Genomic DNA, 17,893 nt, shown 5'->3' with positions numbered 1-17,893 from the left:
GCAGGGGGAAACCGGGGGAACGGCGACGCAGCCGCCGGACTGAATGCGTGGCCACCCTCCGGACGCTTTGTGGTCGGATCGCATGGTAAAGGGGCTGGCAACGGCCTATCATTGCGTATTCTCGTATTCATCCGGCGCCCCCCTCCTGTCCTTTCCGGGCCGGTCGGGCGCCTGCCGCGCATGGCCTGCGCGGATCCTCCGGACGCTTCCATGACTGCCGCCTCGCCTTCGACCCGCCGCCTGGCCCTGCTGCTCGCAGGCCTGGCGATGTTCGGTCCGTTCTCCATCGACACCATTTTCCCGGCATTCCCGCAGCTGGCGCAGCGGCTCGGGGTGGATGAAGTGGCGGTGCAGCAGACCGTCAGCGTCTACCTGCTGTTCTACGGGCTGATGAGCCTGGCGCACGGCCCCCTTTCCGATGCCTGGGGGCGCAAGCGGGTGATCCTCGGCGGGCTGGTGGTGTTCGTGGGCGCATCGGTCGGCTGCGCACTGTCCACCGACCTGAGCACCTTGTTGATGTTCCGCGCGCTGCAGGGCCTGTCCGCCGGGGTGGGCATGATCGTCGGCCGCGCGGTGATCCGCGACCTGTACCACGGCCACGATGCGCAGCGGTTGATGAGCCAGGTGTCGATGATCTTCGGCATCGCGCCGGCCATCGCGCCGATCATCGGCGGCTGGATACTGCTCAGCGGCGCCGGCTGGCCGCTGATCTTCTGGTTCCTGGTGGTGTTCTCGCTGCTGCTGCTGGTGGCTACCGCGCGCTTCCTGCCGGAAACCCACCCGGTCGACGCGCGCACGCCGCTGTCCCCGCGCGGGCTGGTGCGCGATTACCTGCGGATCGGCTCGAACCCGCGCTTCATGCGGCTGGCGCTGGCCGGCAGCATCAACTTCGGTGGCATCTTCCTGTACATCGCCTCCGCGCCGATGTTCGTGATGCAGCACCTGCGGCTGGGCGAGGGCGGATTCGCCTGGCTGTTCATCCCGACCATCGGCGGCATGACGGCGGGTTCGTTCCTGTCCGGGCGCATGGCCGGCCGGACCACGCCGACCCGCCAGGTCAGCATCGGCTTCATCTGCTGCGCGATCTCGGCGGTGCTGAACATCGGCTACGTTGCCATGGCCCCGCAGCTGGTGCTGCCGTGGGCGGTGCTGCCGATCTTCATCGGTGGCCTGGGCATGGCGTTGATCTTCCCGATCCTGGCGCTGGCGGTGCTGGACATGTACCCGCACCAGCGCGGGCTGGCCTCGTCATTGCAGGCCTTCCTGCAGCTGATGGTCAGCACGCTGGTGGCCGGGCTGGTGTCGCCGCTGCTCAGCCATTCGCCGCTGCAGCTGGCGCTGGGCCAGGCGGCGTTCTTCGCGGTGGGCTTCGTGTTCTGGTACTGGGAACACCGGCGCGAGCGCGCTGCGGAGGCGCTGCGGGTGACCGCAGGCGAGCGCCGACCGTGAAGCAGGTCCGTGCACGGCGTGCGGTATCCTTGCCGCCCCGATTGCCCGTAACCCGCTGATGTCGACCACCTCCAAACTGCGCCGTGACATCCGCCGGCGCCGCGAAACCCAGGCCGCCAACCGCGAAGCCGCGCACGCCTCACCGGTCGAGCCGCACGCCGAACTGCGCGACCAGCAGCGCACGCTGCTGGCCGGCGTGGTGCGCCGCGATGGCGAATGGGTGCTGGGCATGGATGGCCGCATCGCCGGCCAGAGTGAGAGTGCCGCCCAGGTGCTGGCCTTGATCATGCAGGCCGGCGAACTGCACGAACGCAAGGGGACCCCGGTGCGGCTGGTGTACTCGGACGCGCTGCGTGACGCCGCGCAGGCCGAGGCCAATGCGCAGGGACTCAGTTTCGATGAGTTCAAGGACGCGCTTGCCGCGAAGATGGCGGCGGGTAAAGCCAACTGACCCGACGTTGCATGGAGTCCGAAGGTAGCGCCGAGCCATGCTCGGCGAGCGCAGCGGCGCATGCTGACGGCCAGCGGCCGTCACTACCGGCATCAGGAGGGTAGCGCCGGGCAGGGCTCGGCGCTACCGGAGGGTCAGCGTTGCGCGGGTGCTGCCGCAGCTGCGGGCGCCGCGGCGCTGGCCTGCCAACCGCACACCTGGCCCTGGTTCTGCTCCTTCAGCCAGGCATTGACCGGGGTGAAGTATTCGATCATCGGGCCGGCATCGAGCTTGTCACCGCCGGTGAGTTCCTTCAGCGTGGCCTGCCACGGCTGGCTTGCACCCTTGCTCAGCATCGACCAGAACTTCTGCCCGGCTTCCTTGTTGCCGTAGAAGCTGCACTCGTGCAGCGGACCCTTGTAGCCGGATGCATCGCACAGGCCCTTGTAGAACTGGAACTGCAGGATGCGCGCCAGGAAGTAGCGCGTGTACGGCGTATTGCCCGGCACGTGGTACTTGGCGCCCGGGTCGAAGAACTCCTCGCCACGGGGGGTGGGCGGGGCAACGCCCTGGTAACGCGCTTTCAGGTCCCACCAGGCCTTGTTGTAGTTGTCCGGGGTGATCGAGCCATCGAACACGCCCCAGCGCCAGCGGTCGATCATCAGGCCGAACGGCAGGAAGGCCACGCCGGACAGCGCCATGCGCATCTGGTTGTTGATCACCGCTTCGCGGCTCTCTTCGGGCTTGTCGACCAGGCCGATGGAATTGAGGTATTTCGGTGTCATCGCCAGCACGATGGTGTCACCGATCGCTTCATGGAAGCCATCGTTGGCACCGCCCTGGAACAGCGGCGGCAGCGGGTTGTAGGCCAGGTCGTAATAGATGTGGCCCAGCTCGTGGTAGATCGTGGTGAAGTTCTCTTCGTTCGGCTTGATGCACATCTTGGTGCGCACATCGCCGTCCATGTTCATGTCCCAGGCGCTGGCATGGCAGACCACGTCGCGGTCCTGCGGCTTGATGAACTGGGTGTTCTCCCAGTACGACTTCGGCAGCGCCGGCATGCCCAGCGACACGTAGAAGTCCTGCGCGCGTTCGGTCATCTGCCGTGCGGTGCGCAGTTCGGCTTCACGCTGCGCCTTGTACAGGCCTTCCACGTTGGCATTGCTGCCGGCCTTGGCCAGTGCGCCGCTGAGGTTGCCCTGGTACTGCTTTTCCAGCGCGGCGGTGATGTCCAGGCTGCCGGCACCCGGGTACGGCTGCAGCTGGTCCCACAGGTTGGACCAGTCCTGCTGCCACATGTTGCCGGTCAGGTGGGCGGCGATCAGGCCGTTGCCCACTTCGGCCTTGTCCTTGCCATAGGTGGCGTCCAGCTTGCCGCGTGCATAGCAGTGCAGCTGCTCGTACATCGGCTTGACCTGTTCCCACAGGCGGTCGGTTTCCGGTCCGATCTGCTCTGGCGGCATGTCGTAGCCACTGCGCCACATCTGTCCGGCATCGGCGAAGCCCAGGCCCTTGGCGCCTTCGTTCACCAGGCCGACGAACTGCTGGTAGTCGCCACGCATGTCCTTGGTGGTGCCGTGCCAGCCCTGCCACGCATCCAGCTGCTGGTCGTAGTCGCGGCTGCTGGACAGCACCTGTTCCAGGTCGCCCAGCTGGCGGCAGGAGTTCGGGTCGTTGGCATCGGTGCAGTACTTGCCGGCGCCATAACTGCCTTCCATGCGGGTAGCGATCTGGGTCAGCTGCGCCAGCTTGGCCGGGTCGCGCGGGGCGGGCATCGAAGACATCAGCTTGAGCAGCTGCAGGGCGCGCCTGCTGTCATCGGACATCGGCTGCCCTTCGAACTTCGCTGCCTGTTCGATCCAGCTGTTGAGCTGGGTCAACGAGCGCTCGTTGGCCTTGGCCGCCACGCGCTCGGAATCGCTGTTGATATAGGTCGAGGACAACCACTGCGCCGAGGTCATCTCCGGGTACGCGGCCTTGTATTCGGCATTGATGCGGGCCACGAACTGGTCGGCGGTTTCGCCGGCCGGCGCGGTTGCGGTTGCCGATCCGGTGCCCGGGGTGGGCTCCTTCTTGCAGGCGACCAGCGACAGCGTGGCGGCGGCGATTGCCGAAGCCAGCAGGAGATGACGGTGTTTCACGGGTGGTCCTTGGGCGGTGAACGACCGCTGAAGGCTAGTGGGCCGGGCCCGCTGCCGCAAGGGGCAGAGGTCGGGGGCGCCGGAGGCGCCTGCCGATGGTCACCCCTCGCAAGCGGCAAACAGGTCCCGCTGCGCCGCGTACAGGGCCGTACGTACCTGCATCAACCCGAGCACCGACGAGAACAGCGCGTCGTGGTCGGTGTACTGGCCAGCGCGCTGCCGCACGCACTGCAGGTCCAGCCCGCGGCCGCGCGCGAAGGAAGGCGAGAACCACATCGTCATCGGCACGTGGGTCTGTTCTTCCGGTGCGATCGCATAGGGGACTCCGTGCAGGAACAGGCCTTTCTCTCCCAGCGATTCCCCGTGGTCGGACACGTAGATCATCGCCGTGTCGTAATCTTCCATGCCCTGCAGCGTACCAATGGCCTGGGCAAGCACGTGGTCGGTGTACAGCAGCGCGTTGTCGTAGCTGTTGGTGATCTGGGCGCGGGTGCACCGGCCAAGGTCGGCGGTGTCGCAGGTGGGGGTGAAGCGGCGGAAGCGCGGCGGATAGCGCTCGAAGTACGCCGGCCCGTGGTTGCCCAGTTGGTGCAGCACGATGACCCGGTCGCCGGGTTTCGCGCGGGCCTGGGCGGGGAGGTCGTGCAGCAGGATCTCGTCCAGGCAGCGCCCGTCGCTGCACACGCCCGGCGCATGCGCATCGGCCAGCGACTGGAACCCCAGGCCTTCGCACACGCCCTTGCAGCCGGACTGGTTGTCGCGCCACAGCGGTGCGATGCCGGCGTGGTCCAGCACATGCAGCAGCGACTGGTGCGCGCGGATGGTCTTTTCGTCGTAGTCGCGGCGTCCCCACGGCGAGAACATGCAGGGCACCGACACTTCGGTGCTGGTGCCGCAGGAATGCATGTCGGGGAAGTTGATGACCGGCTTCTGCGCCAGCTCCGGGGTGGTCTGGCGGGCGCCGCCATTCAGTCCCCAGTCCTGCGCCCGTGCGGTTTCGCCGAGGACGACCAGCAGCAGGCGCGGCCTGCTTCCGGCCGCGCGGTGCATGGCCCGTGCATCGATGCCGATCGGCAGCTTGGGCGCGCGCTGCACCGGGTTGTCGCCACGCAGCGCGCGTGGCAGTCCCAGCAGGACATTGGCCGGGGTGGCCAGGTAACGCACTTCGCGCTGGTTGCGCATCAGCGCGGAAATTTCCTGGAAGGACAACAGTGCACCGCCCAACGCAACGCCGGCCGCCAGCAACAGGAAGCCCGCGCGCCACGCCAGCGCGTCCGTCCAGCGCCGGCCGGTGAGCTGCAGGCGCCAGACCGCCAAGGTCGGCAGCAACGCCAGCAGCAACGGGCCGGCCAGCGATGCGGTAAGCAGCTCGCTGCTTTCGCGGCGGTCGGTCGCCAGCACGTTGCGCAGCATGTCCGGATCCAGGTAGATGTGGTAACGGCTCATGTAGTGGGACGCCAGCATCGTCAGCATCAGCAGCGCGCTGACCACCCCCTTGGCGTTCCAGCGCCAGACCAGCAGGCCGAGCAGGAAGGCGTGCGTCCCCAGCAGCAGCAGCAACAGCGACAGGGCATAACGAACGCTGCCTGGATGGGTGGCCATCGCGCTGTTCCAGAACAGCCCATTGCCTGCGATGGCGAAGAACAGGCTGGCCAGCGCAATCAGCGCTTCGGTGGAGAGCCGCGGCCGGGCGTGCAGCCAGGCAACGGCGGGCAGGCGCAGGGTGCGAGCGACGGTGGCGTTCATGCGCGCGCTCCCGCCGGGCGTGCGGGCGGGCGCTGCAGGTAGCCGTTCAGGAGTGCGTAAAGGCCCAGCGACAGCAGCCAGCACACGATCAGGGTGGCGGCGTCGTGCGACATGAAATGCGCGCCACGAAGCTGCTGGGCAAGCCCCAGCGCCATGCCCGCGAGCAGCCCGATGGCCAGCCCCCGCCAGCGCCATGCCGGTCGCCAGAGCAGCGCGAAGAAGTACAGGCTGACCCACGCATAGCCGGCGCTGGCCTGGCCGGCGGGAAAGCAGGCCGCGGCGGGCAGGGCGGCGGGGCGGGCCTGCAGCAGGCCGACGAACGGGCGCTCGCCTGCGTAACGCACGAGGTCCCAGGGGCAATCCATGTGGGTCAGCGATTTCAGCAGCGATACCGCGCCGGTACCCAGCGCGATGGCCAGCACCAGGTACAACAGCGCCGAGCGCAGGCGGCGATCCTTGCCATGGCGCCACTGGTACAAGCACAGCATCAGCACCATGAGCGTAGCGACGGCGCTGAGCCACTTGCCCCCCTTGTGCATCAGCGTGCTGGTCATCCACGCCTCGCGCAGCAGCCATTGGTGGCCCTCCATCGCGAAAATGCGGTCGGCGATCCATTGGTCGCCGCCCAGCAGCAGCACGCTGGAAAGCAGGGATGCGGCGATCAAGGGCAACCAGAGATGGCGCGCAGTGAATCCGCTGCCTGCGGCCTGCCGAACGCGTTGGAGCGGATATCCGGGGACAGCGGTGCGGTGCATGGACAAAGCCTCTGGAGGATCCGCGGCCATGCTAGGTAGCGTGTTGTCGGAGAAAAATCGGAGCGATGTTCGGCTTCGGTTAAACCGCGACATCCCGCCGCGCTGGCTCAGTCTTCATCGTCGGTTGCCCCGCCCGCTGCTGCATGGCACGTGCTGGACCACGCCGTTCCCGGTACCAGTTGCCACCGGTTGCGGTTGGACATGCCGATGTCGATGACCTGCGCGGTATCCACGCACGGGCTCATCGCCGCATCCAGCACCAGCAGCCAGCGTGCCTGCGGTGCGCCAGCGAGCCAGCGGCCGGCATCATGCCATTGCAGGTCCCACGCTCGCTTGAAGCCGAATTCGCGCACTGGCCGGTCGGCCTGCAGCAGGTTCTGTTCGCGCCAAGCCAGCAGGCCCAGCTCTGCCTGCGGTCCGATACGCGCTCCCGCGCGTTGCATCAGGTCCGAAGCGGAGGCGTACGGATCCACCGCAGGCAGCAGCATCACGCCGTACACGCACCACAGCATGACGTGGGCCAGCAGCACCAGCGATGCTGCGTGGCGTTGCCGCAGCCATGCCGCCATGCCGAGCACGGCGGTTCCCAGGCCAAGCAGGCTTCCCCCCAGCACGGGCAACAGATCGATCGGCATCGCCCGCCGTTCAAGTTGCGCCAGCGCCCAGGGCGCACCGTGCAGCAACAGGGCGCCCGCGATCAACGACAGCAGCCCCAGCGCGATGCTGTAGCCCAGCAGGTAGCGACGCACACCGGTCCGGCGCAGCAGGCCGGGCAGCAGGGGGGCACTGGCCAGCGCCAGCGCCGGCAGCATCGGCAGCACGTAGACCTCGCGCTTTCCGGGGCTGATGGTAAAGAACAGCAGCACCAGCCCGGACCAGCCCAGCAGCAGCCAGAAGCGTGCATCGGTGCGACGCAGCCGCCGCCACCACGGCCGCGCCAGCCAGGGCAGCAGCAGGCTGCCGGGCAGCCACAGCGTCAGCATCACCTGCAGGTAGTACCAGGCGGGTTGCAGGTGATGCCAGGCATGGGCGTAACGCGTGGCCGTCTGCTTGAACAGCAATTCGTGCGCATAGGCCTGCAGGGCAGGGTCGGGATGGCGCAGCAGGGCCCAACCCAGCGGCGCCAGCCAGACGGCGGTGCCGAGCAGGAAAGCGGGAACGAGCCACGCCAGCGTCGCCGGAGCCGGGCCAGGCGCGGCCCGGCAGTGCCTGCGCCGGTACTGCAGCCGCCACGCCAACCACGGCAGCACGATCAGCAGGGGCAGGAAACCGACCCCCTTGGTGACCGTGCCCACGCCGGCGGCGAAGCCGGCCAGCCACAGTGCGTGCAGGTTGGGGCGTTCGCACAGGTGCCGCAGCAGCCCCCACAGCGACACGGTGGTCATCGCCACCAGCACCATGTCGATCTGCGCGCGCTTGGCCATCAGGCCGAACTGCAGGCTGCAGAACAGGGCCGCCATGGCATAGGGCGCCAACCGCGGCGACCACAGCCGACGTGCCAGGTCAGCCACCAGCCACAGGCTGAGCAGGGCGGCCAGCAGGGAGGGCAGCAGGAAGCTGCCCTTCCAGTCCAGCAACTGGTGCGCCGCGGCCTGCATCCACATGTAAACCGGCGGTTTTTCCGCGTAGAACTCGCTGCCGCGGTGTGGCACCAGCCACTGGCCGGAGTCCACCATGGCACGCGCGGCCAGTACGAAGCGTGGCTCGTCCGGCGGCTGCGGCAGGCGCATGCCGATGCCGGCAGCCAGCGCGATCACGGCCAGAAGCCACAGCAGGGGCAGGCGCCAGCGCGCGCGGGAGGAAGAAGGCAGGGACAAAGGGGGGGGCGTCCGGGTAAAGCCGGACTATCCACCCGGGCGCGTGGGAAATCCGTCGGAAGCGCGGGGGCACGGGATTCCGACATCGGCGGCGCTACCATGCAGGGAACTACGGGATGGATACGCGCATGCGTCTGCTGGTGATCGAGGACAATCGGCAACTGGTCGCCAACCTTTTCGACTACTTCGAGTCGCGCGGACATGTGCTGGACGTAGCGCCGGACGGCATCACCGGGCTGCACCTGGCCACCACGCAGGTCTACGACGCGCTGATCCTGGACTGGATGCTGCCGCGCATGGAGGGCCCTGAAGTACTGCGCCGCCTGCGCGCCGAACACGCCTCGGAAGTGCCGGTGATCATGCTGACGGCGCGCGACGAACTGCCCGACAAGATCGCTGGCTTCCGCGCCGGCGCCGACGACTACCTGACCAAGCCGTTCGCCCTGCCCGAACTCGAGGTCCGGCTGGACGCACTGCTGCTGCGTGCACAGGGGCGCAACCCCCGTAAACGCCTGCAGGTCGCCGACCTGGTGCTGGACCTGGCCACCCTGGAAGCCCAGCGTGCCGGACAGGGGCTGCACCTGTATCCGGCCTGCCGCAAGCTGCTGGAGGTCCTGATGCGCGCCAGTCCCGCCGCCGTGACGCGGCAGCAGCTGGAGTTCGCGTTGTGGGGCGATGAACCCCCGGATGGCGACCTGCTCAGATCCCATGTCTACGAACTGCGCCGCAGCGTGGATGGACCGTTCGCGCGCAAGCTGGTGCATACCCTGCCACGCGTCGGCTACCGCCTGGCCGTGCAGGAAGGAGACGCCGCCGATGGCCGCTAGGCCCGCCCCCCTGTACCGGCGCGTGCTGGGTTGGTTGCTGACCTACCTTGCGCTGATTTCGCTGGCGGTGTTCGGCGTGGGCAACAACGTGCATGAACATGCCGAGCACGCGGCGTGGCGTGCGCTGCTGAACTCCGAACTGGACAGCATCATCCTGCACAGCAAAGACGATCCGGACTATCGCTGGCAGGATTCGGACACGCTCAGCCTGTTCCGTCTGGATCAGCCGGGCACCCCGGCAACGCTGCGTGGACTGCACCCCGGGCTGCATGACGGCATCCCGATCGGCGAGCGCAAGGCAGCCGTGATGGTGCGGCAGACCGACACCCTGGGCCGGCTGGCACTGGCCCTGGATATCTCCGACTTCGAAGCGCTGGAGCAGTTCGCCACGCGCTGGGTGCTGCTGGCCGGGCTGGTGATGGTGATCGTCACGGTGATCATGGCGCGCCTGGGCATGCAGCGGGTGGTACGCCCGTTGAGCCTGCTGGCCGGCGACATCGCCGCGCTGAAGCCGGGGGCGCCAGGGCAGTGCATCGTCGTCGATCCGCGTGGAAGCGCCGAGCTGCATACCATCGCCAATTCCCTCAACGATTACCTGGCGCGCAACGAGCAGTTCGTCGAGCGCGAACGGGTGTTCATCAGCACCGCCAGCCATGAGCTGCGTACGCCGGTGGCGGTGATCACCGGGGCGGCCGAGCTGGCGCTGGAACAGCCCGGCCTGCCCGAGCGCGCGCGCCAGCAGGTGCTGCGCGTGCAACGCACCGCCGGCGACATGGAAGCGCTGATCGAACTGCTGCTGGTGCTGGCGCGCGATCCGGCGCGTCTGGCCGCGCGTGCCGAGCGCATCGCCCTGGACCAGTTGCTGCCGCAGATCATCGAGGATCATCGCCACCTGCTGGGCGACAAGGACCTCACCGTCGGCCTGCGGGCTGCGCCGGTGGACCTGGTGGCGCCGCTTGCGGTAGTGCAGGCGGCGATCGGCAACCTGCTGCGCAACGCCATCGAAAACAGCGGGCGTGGGAACATCCAGCTGGAGCTCTCATCCGGTGGCGTACTGACCCTTCGCGATCCCGGGCACGGCATGAGCCCAGAGGAGATCGCCGCGATCCACGCGCGGATGGCTCGCGGGTTGCGCAACGAACACGGCGGCATCGGCCTGGAACTGGTGGCACGCCTGTGCGAACACCTGGGATGGACGCTGCAGTTCGCGCCGGTGCAGCCGCGTGGCACCCTGGCCACGCTGGATGCCAGTGCCTCGCGCCTGCAATGAGGCGCTCGCGTAGTGCCGGCCTCGGTCGGCACCCCGGCCCGCTACTCACGCTGCGGGGCCGATGGTAAGCTCAGCGGGTGCCGCCTCCCGCGGCATTTTTTTCGCCCGTCACTTTTCGATCGACAGAGGACTGCATGCCGACCGAACCCGCTACCGCCCTGATCTCCAGCGACATCGTCGGCCTGGGGCTCATCGCCGCCACCCTTGCGCTCATTTTCTGGGCGGCCAGTGGCCCCACGCCGTTGTTGAAGAAGATCTTCGCCTGGGTACCGGCGTTGCTGCTGTGCTATTTCATCCCGGCCATCTACAACACCGTCGGACTGATCGATGGCCATGGCACCGCGCTGTACAACCCGGTCGCGCGCGACGTGCTGCTGCCGGCAGCGCTGGTGTTGCTGACGCTGTCCATCGACCTCAAGGGCATCGCCAAGCTGGGTCCGAAGCTGCTGGTGGTGTTCTGCGCAGGCACGGCCGGCATCATGCTGGGCGCGATCGTCTCCTTCCAGGTGATGAAGCTGATCCATCCGGAAACCGTGGCCGGTGATACCTGGGCGGGCATGGCCGCGCTGGCCGGCAGCTGGATCGGCGGCGGCGCCAACATGGTGGCGATGCGCGAGATCTTCGGCACCGATGCCACCACCTTCGGCCAGTTCGCGGTGGTGGACGTGGCCTGCGCCAGCCTGTGGATGGCGATCCTGCTGTTCCTGGCCAACCGCTCGCAGCAGATCGACGCGCGCAACGGCGCCGACACCCGCGCCATCGATGAAATGAAAGCGCGTATCAGTGCCTACGAGGCGCAGAACGCGCGCATTCCCAGCCTGACCGACCTGATGGTGATCGTCGGCGTGGCGCTGGGCGGCGTCGGACTGGCGCATGCGATCGCCACGCCGCTGGCGGCCTGGTTCAAGGCCAACGTGGCCTGGTCCAGCCAGTTCAGCCTGGACAGCCCGTTCGTCTGGGTGGTGCTGCTGTCCACGGCGCTGGGGTTGGCCCTGAGCTTCACCCGTGCGCGCCGGCTGGAATCTGCCGGTGCCTCGCGCCTGGGTACGGTGTTCCTGTATTTCCTGATTGCCTGCATCGGCATGCAGATGGACCTGCTGTCGCTGCTGGATCGTCCGTGGTTGTTCCTGCTCGGCCTGATCTGGATGGCCACCCACGTGCTGGTGCTGTGGATCGCAGCCAAGTTGCTGCGCGCGCCGCTGTTCTTCTTCGGCGTCGGCTCGATGGGCAACATCGGCGCGGCGGCGTCGGCTCCGGTGGTGGCTGCGGCGTTCCACCCCTCGCTGGCGCCGGTGGGCGTGCTGCTGGGAACGGTGGGCTATGCGACCGGTACCGGCCTTGCGTATGTGACCGGGCTGATCCTGAAATGGATGGCCGGGGCATGAAAAAACGGCGGGGCCGAAGCCCCGCCGTCTTCGCCTGACTCAGCAGCAGCGTCCGCCGTTCCTGCCGCCATAGCGCGCTTCCTGGCGCTCGCGGAAGAACGTCTTGTAGTCCATCGGCGTGCGGTCGGGATGGTTCTCCAGCACATGCCGGACGTAGTTGTCGTAGTCCGGGATGCCGCAGCACAGCCGCGCGGTCTGCACCAGGCGTCGCCAGATGCGGCGATGCGCCTGGTGCTGGCCGACCGGTACCAGTTCGGTACTCATCACAGGTCCGCCATCTGGTGCGGCAGCAGCTTCACGTACTCGGTTTCCTTGTCCGTGCGCTGCGGCGTGCGGCGTGCGGCCGCGATGGTCTTCAGCGAATAGAACAGGATCGAGAAGACCACCAGCAGGAACAGCACGGTCAGGCTCGTATTGACGTAGGCGTTGACCACGATCTGCTGCATCTGCCCAACGGTCTTGGCCGGGGCGGTGAGGGTGCCGCTGGCGATGGCGTCCTGGTACTTGTGGGCCTGGGCCAGGAAACCCTGCGCCGGGTTGCTGTCGAAGATCTTGATCAGCCCGGCGTAGGTGGTGCAGATCAGCAGCCACACCGCAGGTACGGCGGTGACCCAGGCGTAGCGGTCCCGCTTCATCTTGAACAGCACCACGGTGCCCAGCATCAGCGCGATACCGGCGAGCATCTGGTTGGAGATGCCGAACAGCGGCCACAGGGTCTGGATGCCGCCGAACGGATCGACCACGCCGGAATACAGCAGGTATCCCCAGAGCGCGACGCAGCCGGCGGTGGCCAGGATGTTGGCGGTCCACGATTCGGTCTTCTTCAGCGCCGGGATGAAGTTGCCCAGCAGGTCCTGCAGCATGAAGCGACCGGCACGGGTGCCGGCATCGACCGCCGTGAGGATGAACAGCGCCTCGAACAGGATGGCGAAGTGGTACCAGAACGCCATCATCGCATCGCCGGCACTGGGGATCGCTTCGTGCAGGATCATCGCGATGCCCACGGCCAGGGTCGGCGCACCACCTGCACGATGCAGGATGGTCGGCTCGCCGATGGCCACCGCGGTGGCTTCCAGCTGCTCCGGGGTGATGGTGAAGCCCCAGTTGGTGGTGATGTAGTGCGCCGCCGATACCGCATCGGCACCGATCACCGAGGCCGGGCTGTTCATGGCGAAGTAGATGCCGGGCTCGATGATCGAGGCCGCGACCAGTGCCATGACCGCGACGAAGGATTCCATCAGCATGCCGCCGTAGCCGATGTAGCGCGCGTGCGCTTCATTGGCCAGCAGCTTGGGCGTGGTGCCCGAGGCGATCAACGCATGGAAGCCGGACACCGCGCCGCAGGCGATGGTGATGAACAGGAACGGGAACATCCCGCCCTTCCACACCGGGCCGTCGCCACTGGCGGCGAACTGGGTCAGCGCGGGCATCTTCAGTTCGGGCATGACGATCAGGATGCCGACCGCCAGCGCGATGATGGTGCCGATCTTGAGGAAGGTGGACAGGTAGTCACGCGGTGCCAGCAGCAGCCACACCGGCAGCACCGAAGCGATGAAACCGTAGCCGATCAGCATCCAGGTGATCTGCTTGGCGGTGAAGGTGAAGGCCGGGCCCCAGACCGGGTCGGCGGCGACGATGCCGCCGAACCAGATCGAGCCGAGCAGCAGGATCAGGCCGACCACCGAGATCTCGCCGATCTTGCCGGGGCGGATGTAGCGCATGTAGACGCCCATGAAGATCGCGATGGGCATCGTGGCGATCACCGTGAACATGCCCCACGGGCTTTCCGCCAGCGCCTTGACCACCACCATCGCCAGTACGGCCAGGATGATGATCATGATCAGGAACGCACCGAACAGCGCGATGGTGCCGGGAACAGGGCCCATTTCCTCGCGCACCAGGTCACCCAGCGAACGGCCGTTGCGGCGGCTGGACAGCACCAGGATCATGAAGTCCTGCACCGCACCGGCCAGCACCACGCCGACCACCAGCCACAGCAGGCCGGGCAGGTAGCCCATCTGCGCGGCCAGCACGGGGCCGACCAGTGGACCTGCGCCGGCGATGGCAGCGAAATGGTGGCCGAACAGGACGTGTTTATTGGTCGGGACGTAGTCCAGGCCATCGTTGTTGAGCACCGCCGGCGTGGCCCGGGTGGGGTCCAGCTGCAGCACCTTGCTGGCCACGAACAGGCCGTAGAAGCGGTAGGCAATCAGGTAGATGGAGACCGCGGCGACCACGATCCACAAGGCGTTGATCGGTTCACCGCGGCGCAGTGCCACGGTGCCCAGACAGAATGCGCCGAGCAGTGCGAGCAGTGCCCAGCCCAGCTTTGAGAAGCCTTTCATGAGGTGAACTCTCCCTTAAGAACATCACAAGGGTCCGCCTTGGCCAGTGCCGGGTCAATGCAGACAGGGTGTTTCCCAGCTAGTACTTTGGTCGTAACGCGGTCACGGCGGCTCCCCGGCCGTGGCGGGCATCGCTGGAACAATGGGTTGCGGTGCGAGGGCTTGGCGCTGCCCGCGACAGCCGCCATCTTGCGGATAGACACTTTGCTGGAGTTTCCATGAGCACCCAGACCGCGGCCCGCGTGCTGCGCACCATCGAAGGCTCGCCCACGTCCGACGGCGCCGGCGTCCGCCTGACCCGCGTGATCGGCGGCTCCGCCCTGCCGGACCTGGATCCCTTCCTGCTGCTGGATGAATTCGGTACCGACAGGGCCGAAGACTATCTGGCCGGCTTCCCCAGCCATCCGCATCGCGGTTTCGAAACGGTCACCTACATGCTCGACGGGCGCATGCGGCACAAGGACAACCACGGCAACGAAGGCCTGCTCACGCCGGGCAGCGTGCAGTGGATGACCGCTGGCCGTGGGCTGGTGCATTCAGAGATGCCCGAGCAGGAAAGTGGCCGCATGCGCGGCTTCCAGCTGTGGGTGAACCTGCCGGCGCGCGACAAGATGACCGCGCCGAAGTACCAGGAGTTCGCCCCGGACCGCATCCCGCAGGTCACCCCGCTGGCCGGCGTCAGCGTCAAGATCATCGCCGGTGAGGTCGACGGCACCGCCGGGCCGATCATCCAGCCGGCCACCGATCCGGTGTACCTGGACATCGCCCTGGACGCCGGCGCGGCGTGGGACTACCTGCTGCCCGATGGCCACAACGTGTTTGCGTATGTATTCGAAGGCGACCTGCAGATCGGCGCTGGCGAGGAGGAGCGGCCGGTGTCGGCGCAGCAGATGGCGGTGCTGGGCGGTGGCAATGCGTTGCACCTCGCCGCTGGCAGCGCCGGAGCACGGCTGATCCTGGTCGCCGGTCGTCCGCTGCGCGAGCCGGTGATGCGGCACGGCCCGTTCGTCATGAACACCCGGCAGGAACTGATGCAGGCCTTCGTGGACTTCCAGGAAGGCCGTTTCTAAGGCCTCCGTGGCGTTGGGCCGGTCATCCACCGGCCCCGCCAACAGGGGGCGCATGATCAGCGACCGGCGGCCACGGCTGCCGGATTGAGGTTCATGCTGCGGATCATCTGCTGCAGGCCGGCGCGCTCTTCGCTGTCGCCGGGATACAGCGCCAGCTGCGCATAGCGGTTCTTGTCGATCTTCACCACGCTGACGCGGCGGTCGGCGAAGCCGGGAGGCTCCTGGCCACCGAGGTCGGGCAGGTACCAGTAGAGTTCTTCGCCGGCGAAGCTGTCCTTTTCCTGGCGCAACGCGCGCGGGAAGCGCAGCTCCGGATCATTCCCCGTCAGCATCAGGCTCATCACCTCACGGCCGTCGCTGGTGCTGGCGCGGCACACCAGGAAATCGCCGGTGGCCTGCTCCTGCCATTGCAGGTTGCTGGCGGCGGGCAGCGATGGACACTTGGGTGCGCTTTGCGCGTGGGCGGTGATGGCAATGGCGCACAGGCACAGCAATATGACGGCAGAGACGGTTTTCATGCGGTTCCCCCAGAGGCGTTCAAGTCGACGGCACCGCCAGCGGCGGGCCGGCGTGGTCGCCGTTGCGACCTGGCATCCATCCCCGGATGCCGCGTCGGCCCGCCAGCCTTGCTGACGGGTGTTCCTTGACCTTAACGGAACGTGAGCAACTGCACAAATCGCGGTTTCATCGGTAACCAAATTCCTGCGACGTGGACGGCAGACGATGCCGTAGCCGCTCAGTCGCGAGCGCTGCCCAGCCACTTGTAGATCATGCCGCCGATCAACCCGCCCAGCAGTGGCGCGACCCAGAACAGCCACAACTGCGAGACGGCCCCGCTGCCGGCGAACAGCGCCACGGCCGTGGAGCGGGCCGGGTTCACCGACGTATTGGTGACCGGGATGCTGATCAGGTGGATCAGGGTCAGGGCCAGCCCGATCGCCAGCGGGGCGAAGCCTGCGGGCGCGCGGCCATGGGTGGCGCCCATGATGACCACCAGGAACGCGGCGGTCAGCACCACTTCGCAGAGGAAGGCCGCTGCCGCGCTGTAGCCGCCCGGTGAGAGTGCGCCATAGCCGTTGCTGGCGAACGCACCGGCCTGTCCTGGCGTGATGCCGAAGGTCGGGCTGCCCTTGGCGATCTGCAGCAGGATGAAGCCGGCCAGCAGGCCGCCCAGCACCTGGGCGATGACATACGGGCCCAGATCCTTGCCGGCGAAGCGGCCACCGGCCCACAGGCCGATGCTCACCGCCGGATTGAAATGTGCGCCTGAGACGTGGCCGAACGCGTACGCCCCGGTCAGCACGGTCAGCCCGAAGGCCAGCGCGACGCCGAGAAACCCGATACCGAGTGGATTTCCATCGCCGCCGAAGTTCGCGGCCAGGACCGCGCTGCCGCAGCCCCCCAGGACCAACCAGAACGTGCCGAGGAACTCGGCGGCAAGACGCTTGCCCATGCTCATCGCAGCAGCCTCCATTGGGGTCCCGGCGGTGCCGGGACGCCGCCATTTACGTGTGCCGACGGTGAAGGGCGTGTCAAGGTTCGATGAAGGCCTATCTGGCTGGCAGCGGGATGAACTCCTGCGCGTCGCCGGGAATGGTGCCGAAGCGTCCGTTTGCCCAATCCTCCTTTGCCTGCTCGATGCGCTCCTGGGAACTGGAGACGAAGTTCCACCACAGATGGCGCGGTGCATCCAGCGGCTCGCCGCCCATCAGCATGGCCTTGACCGGCGTCTTCGCGCGCAGTCGGCCGCGGGCACCTTCGGCTGGGATGATCAGGTGCTGGGCGGGAACATCCACACCGTCCAATTGCGCCTGGCCTTCCAGGATGTACAGCGAGCGTTCGCGGTGGCCGGTGTCGATGTCGATCTCCGCATCCGGTTCCAGGTCGATGGCCACGTTGAGCGTATCGGCGAACACCTTGACCGGGGACTCTTCGCCGTAGGCGCGGCCGGCGATCACCCGCAGCCAGGCGCCATTGCGGCGTTGCTGGGGCAGGGTGGCGGCACTGTGGTGGTGGAAGGCCGGTTCAACTTCCTCGTACTGCTTGGGCAGCGCGATCCAGGTCTGCATGCCGTGCAGCGGATGGCCGTGTTCGCGTTCTGGCGGCGGCGTGCGTTCGGAATGCGAGATGCCACGGCCGGCGGTCATCCAGTTGACGTCGCCGGGGCGGATCACCTGGTCCGAACCGAGGCTGTCGCGGTGGCCGATGGCGCCGGACCACAGGAAGGTCACCGTGGCCAGGCCGATATGCGGATGCGGACGCACGTCGATGCCGGTGCCGGCATCGAGCAGGGCCGGGCCCATCTGGTCGACGAACACGAACGGGCCGACGCTGCGCGCCTGCAGCGATGGCACGGCGCGGCGGACTTCCAGCCCGCCGATGTCGTGCACGCGGGGGGCGATGATGGTGGTCATGCGGGCGATCTCGCTGGCGGGGACAGGGGCGCAGGATCGCACGCGATGTGGATTCTGGGATGCCCCGAATGGGCAACAGGCTGTTGCGCGGTGCGAACGGGGGGGACCCCCTCGCGGGTGGCTGTTGCGAAAAGCGGACTCCGTGTCTGGAGCCGGGCGGTGGGGCTGGGCGCGGGACGGCAAGAGCCGCTCCTGCGGGCCTCGTTTCGCGCCATCCATGGCGCTCAACGCCCCCGCCCAGCCC

15 protein-coding genes are annotated in these 17,893 nt (G+C 67.6%); 6 read left to right on the top strand and 9 right to left on the bottom strand.

Annotated elements, in window-relative coordinates; genetic code table 11:
• Positions 1 to 210: 210 nt before the first annotated feature.
• Positions 211 to 1,449, top strand: a complete 1,239-nt coding sequence (locus ABE522_RS13765) for a multidrug effflux MFS transporter (protein ID WP_346592171.1) — start codon at positions 211 to 213, stop codon at positions 1,447 to 1,449.
• A gap of 58 nt (positions 1,450 to 1,507) precedes the next feature.
• Complete coding sequence (locus tag ABE522_RS13760; protein ID WP_101099914.1) at positions 1,508 to 1,900, top strand: hypothetical protein; 393 nt, start codon at positions 1,508 to 1,510, stop codon at positions 1,898 to 1,900.
• A gap of 134 nt (positions 1,901 to 2,034) precedes the next feature.
• On the opposite strand, the gene ABE522_RS13755 is transcribed toward ABE522_RS13760, so the two are convergent.
• From ABE522_RS13755 to ABE522_RS13740, 4 genes are all read right to left on the bottom strand, one after another.
• Positions 2,035 to 4,020, bottom strand: coding sequence for a M2 family metallopeptidase (locus tag ABE522_RS13755; protein ID WP_346592170.1), 1,986 nt, complete (start codon positions 4,018 to 4,020; stop codon positions 2,035 to 2,037).
• 99 nt (positions 4,021 to 4,119) lie between these two features.
• Positions 4,120 to 5,766, bottom strand: a complete 1,647-nt coding sequence (locus ABE522_RS13750) for a phosphoethanolamine transferase (protein ID WP_346592169.1) — start codon at positions 5,764 to 5,766, stop codon at positions 4,120 to 4,122.
• Positions 5,763 to 6,551, bottom strand: coding sequence for a phosphatase PAP2 family protein (locus ABE522_RS13745; RefSeq protein WP_406846359.1), 789 nt, complete (start codon positions 6,549 to 6,551; stop codon positions 5,763 to 5,765). Before ABE522_RS13745 ends, ABE522_RS13750 begins: the two co-directional genes overlap by 4 nt.
• Positions 6,552 to 6,628: 77 nt before the next feature.
• On the bottom strand, positions 6,629 to 8,332 hold the full coding sequence (locus ABE522_RS13740) for an ArnT family glycosyltransferase (RefSeq protein WP_406846360.1): 1,704 nt from the start codon (positions 8,330 to 8,332) through the stop codon (positions 6,629 to 6,631).
• 134 nt (positions 8,333 to 8,466) lie between these two features.
• On the opposite strand from ABE522_RS13740, the gene ABE522_RS13735 reads away from it, so the two are divergent.
• From ABE522_RS13735 to ABE522_RS13725, 3 genes are all read left to right on the top strand, one after another.
• The gene (locus ABE522_RS13735) at positions 8,467 to 9,165 is read left to right on the top strand and encodes a response regulator transcription factor (protein WP_346592183.1); all 699 of its coding nucleotides are present in this window, start codon (positions 8,467 to 8,469) and stop codon (positions 9,163 to 9,165) included.
• Positions 9,155 to 10,435: a sensor histidine kinase gene (locus ABE522_RS13730; RefSeq protein ID WP_346592167.1), complete on the top strand. Its 1,281-nt coding sequence runs from the start codon at positions 9,155 to 9,157 to the stop codon at positions 10,433 to 10,435. The genes ABE522_RS13735 and ABE522_RS13730 overlap by 11 nt, the downstream gene beginning before the upstream one ends.
• Positions 10,436 to 10,569: 134 nt before the next feature.
• Complete coding sequence (locus ABE522_RS13725) at positions 10,570 to 11,820, top strand: DUF819 family protein (protein WP_346592166.1); 1,251 nt, start codon at positions 10,570 to 10,572, stop codon at positions 11,818 to 11,820.
• Between the two features lie 39 nt (positions 11,821 to 11,859).
• Here the strand turns inward: ABE522_RS13725 and ABE522_RS13720 are convergent, their stop codons facing one another.
• Together ABE522_RS13720 and ABE522_RS13715 are read right to left on the bottom strand one after the other, a co-directional pair.
• A complete protein-coding gene (locus tag ABE522_RS13720) occupies positions 11,860 to 12,084 on the bottom strand; it encodes a YbdD/YjiX family protein (protein WP_057509146.1) in 225 nt (74 codons plus the stop codon).
• Entirely contained in the window at positions 12,084 to 14,165 is a 2,082-nt protein-coding gene (locus ABE522_RS13715; RefSeq protein ID WP_042614547.1) for a carbon starvation CstA family protein, read from the bottom strand. Before ABE522_RS13715 ends, ABE522_RS13720 begins: the two co-directional genes overlap by 1 nt.
• A 218-nt stretch (positions 14,166 to 14,383) precedes the next feature.
• On the opposite strand from ABE522_RS13715, the gene ABE522_RS13710 reads away from it, so the two are divergent.
• Complete coding sequence (locus ABE522_RS13710) at positions 14,384 to 15,235, top strand: pirin family protein (RefSeq protein WP_346592165.1); 852 nt, start codon at positions 14,384 to 14,386, stop codon at positions 15,233 to 15,235.
• A 56-nt stretch (positions 15,236 to 15,291) separates the two neighbouring features.
• Here the strand turns inward: ABE522_RS13710 and ABE522_RS13705 are convergent, their stop codons facing one another.
• From ABE522_RS13705 to ABE522_RS13695, 3 genes are all read right to left on the bottom strand, one after another.
• Entirely contained in the window at positions 15,292 to 15,753 is a 462-nt protein-coding gene (locus ABE522_RS13705; RefSeq protein ID WP_346592164.1) for a hypothetical protein, read from the bottom strand.
• Positions 15,754 to 15,971: 218 nt separating this feature from the next.
• Positions 15,972 to 16,694: an aquaporin Z gene (aqpZ, locus tag ABE522_RS13700; protein ID WP_346592163.1), complete on the bottom strand. Its 723-nt coding sequence runs from the start codon at positions 16,692 to 16,694 to the stop codon at positions 15,972 to 15,974.
• A 91-nt stretch (positions 16,695 to 16,785) separates the two neighbouring features.
• Entirely contained in the window at positions 16,786 to 17,649 is an 864-nt protein-coding gene (locus ABE522_RS13695) for a pirin family protein (RefSeq protein ID WP_346592162.1), read from the bottom strand.
• Positions 17,650 to 17,893 lie beyond the last annotated feature (244 nt).

It is taken from the genome of Stenotrophomonas lacuserhaii, from assembly GCF_039674585.1.
Lineage (GTDB): Bacteria > Pseudomonadota > Gammaproteobacteria > Xanthomonadales > Xanthomonadaceae > Stenotrophomonas > Stenotrophomonas pennii_A.
Note: the sequence above shows the minus strand (reverse complement) of the source record. Positions and strands in the feature narration are given on the sequence as shown.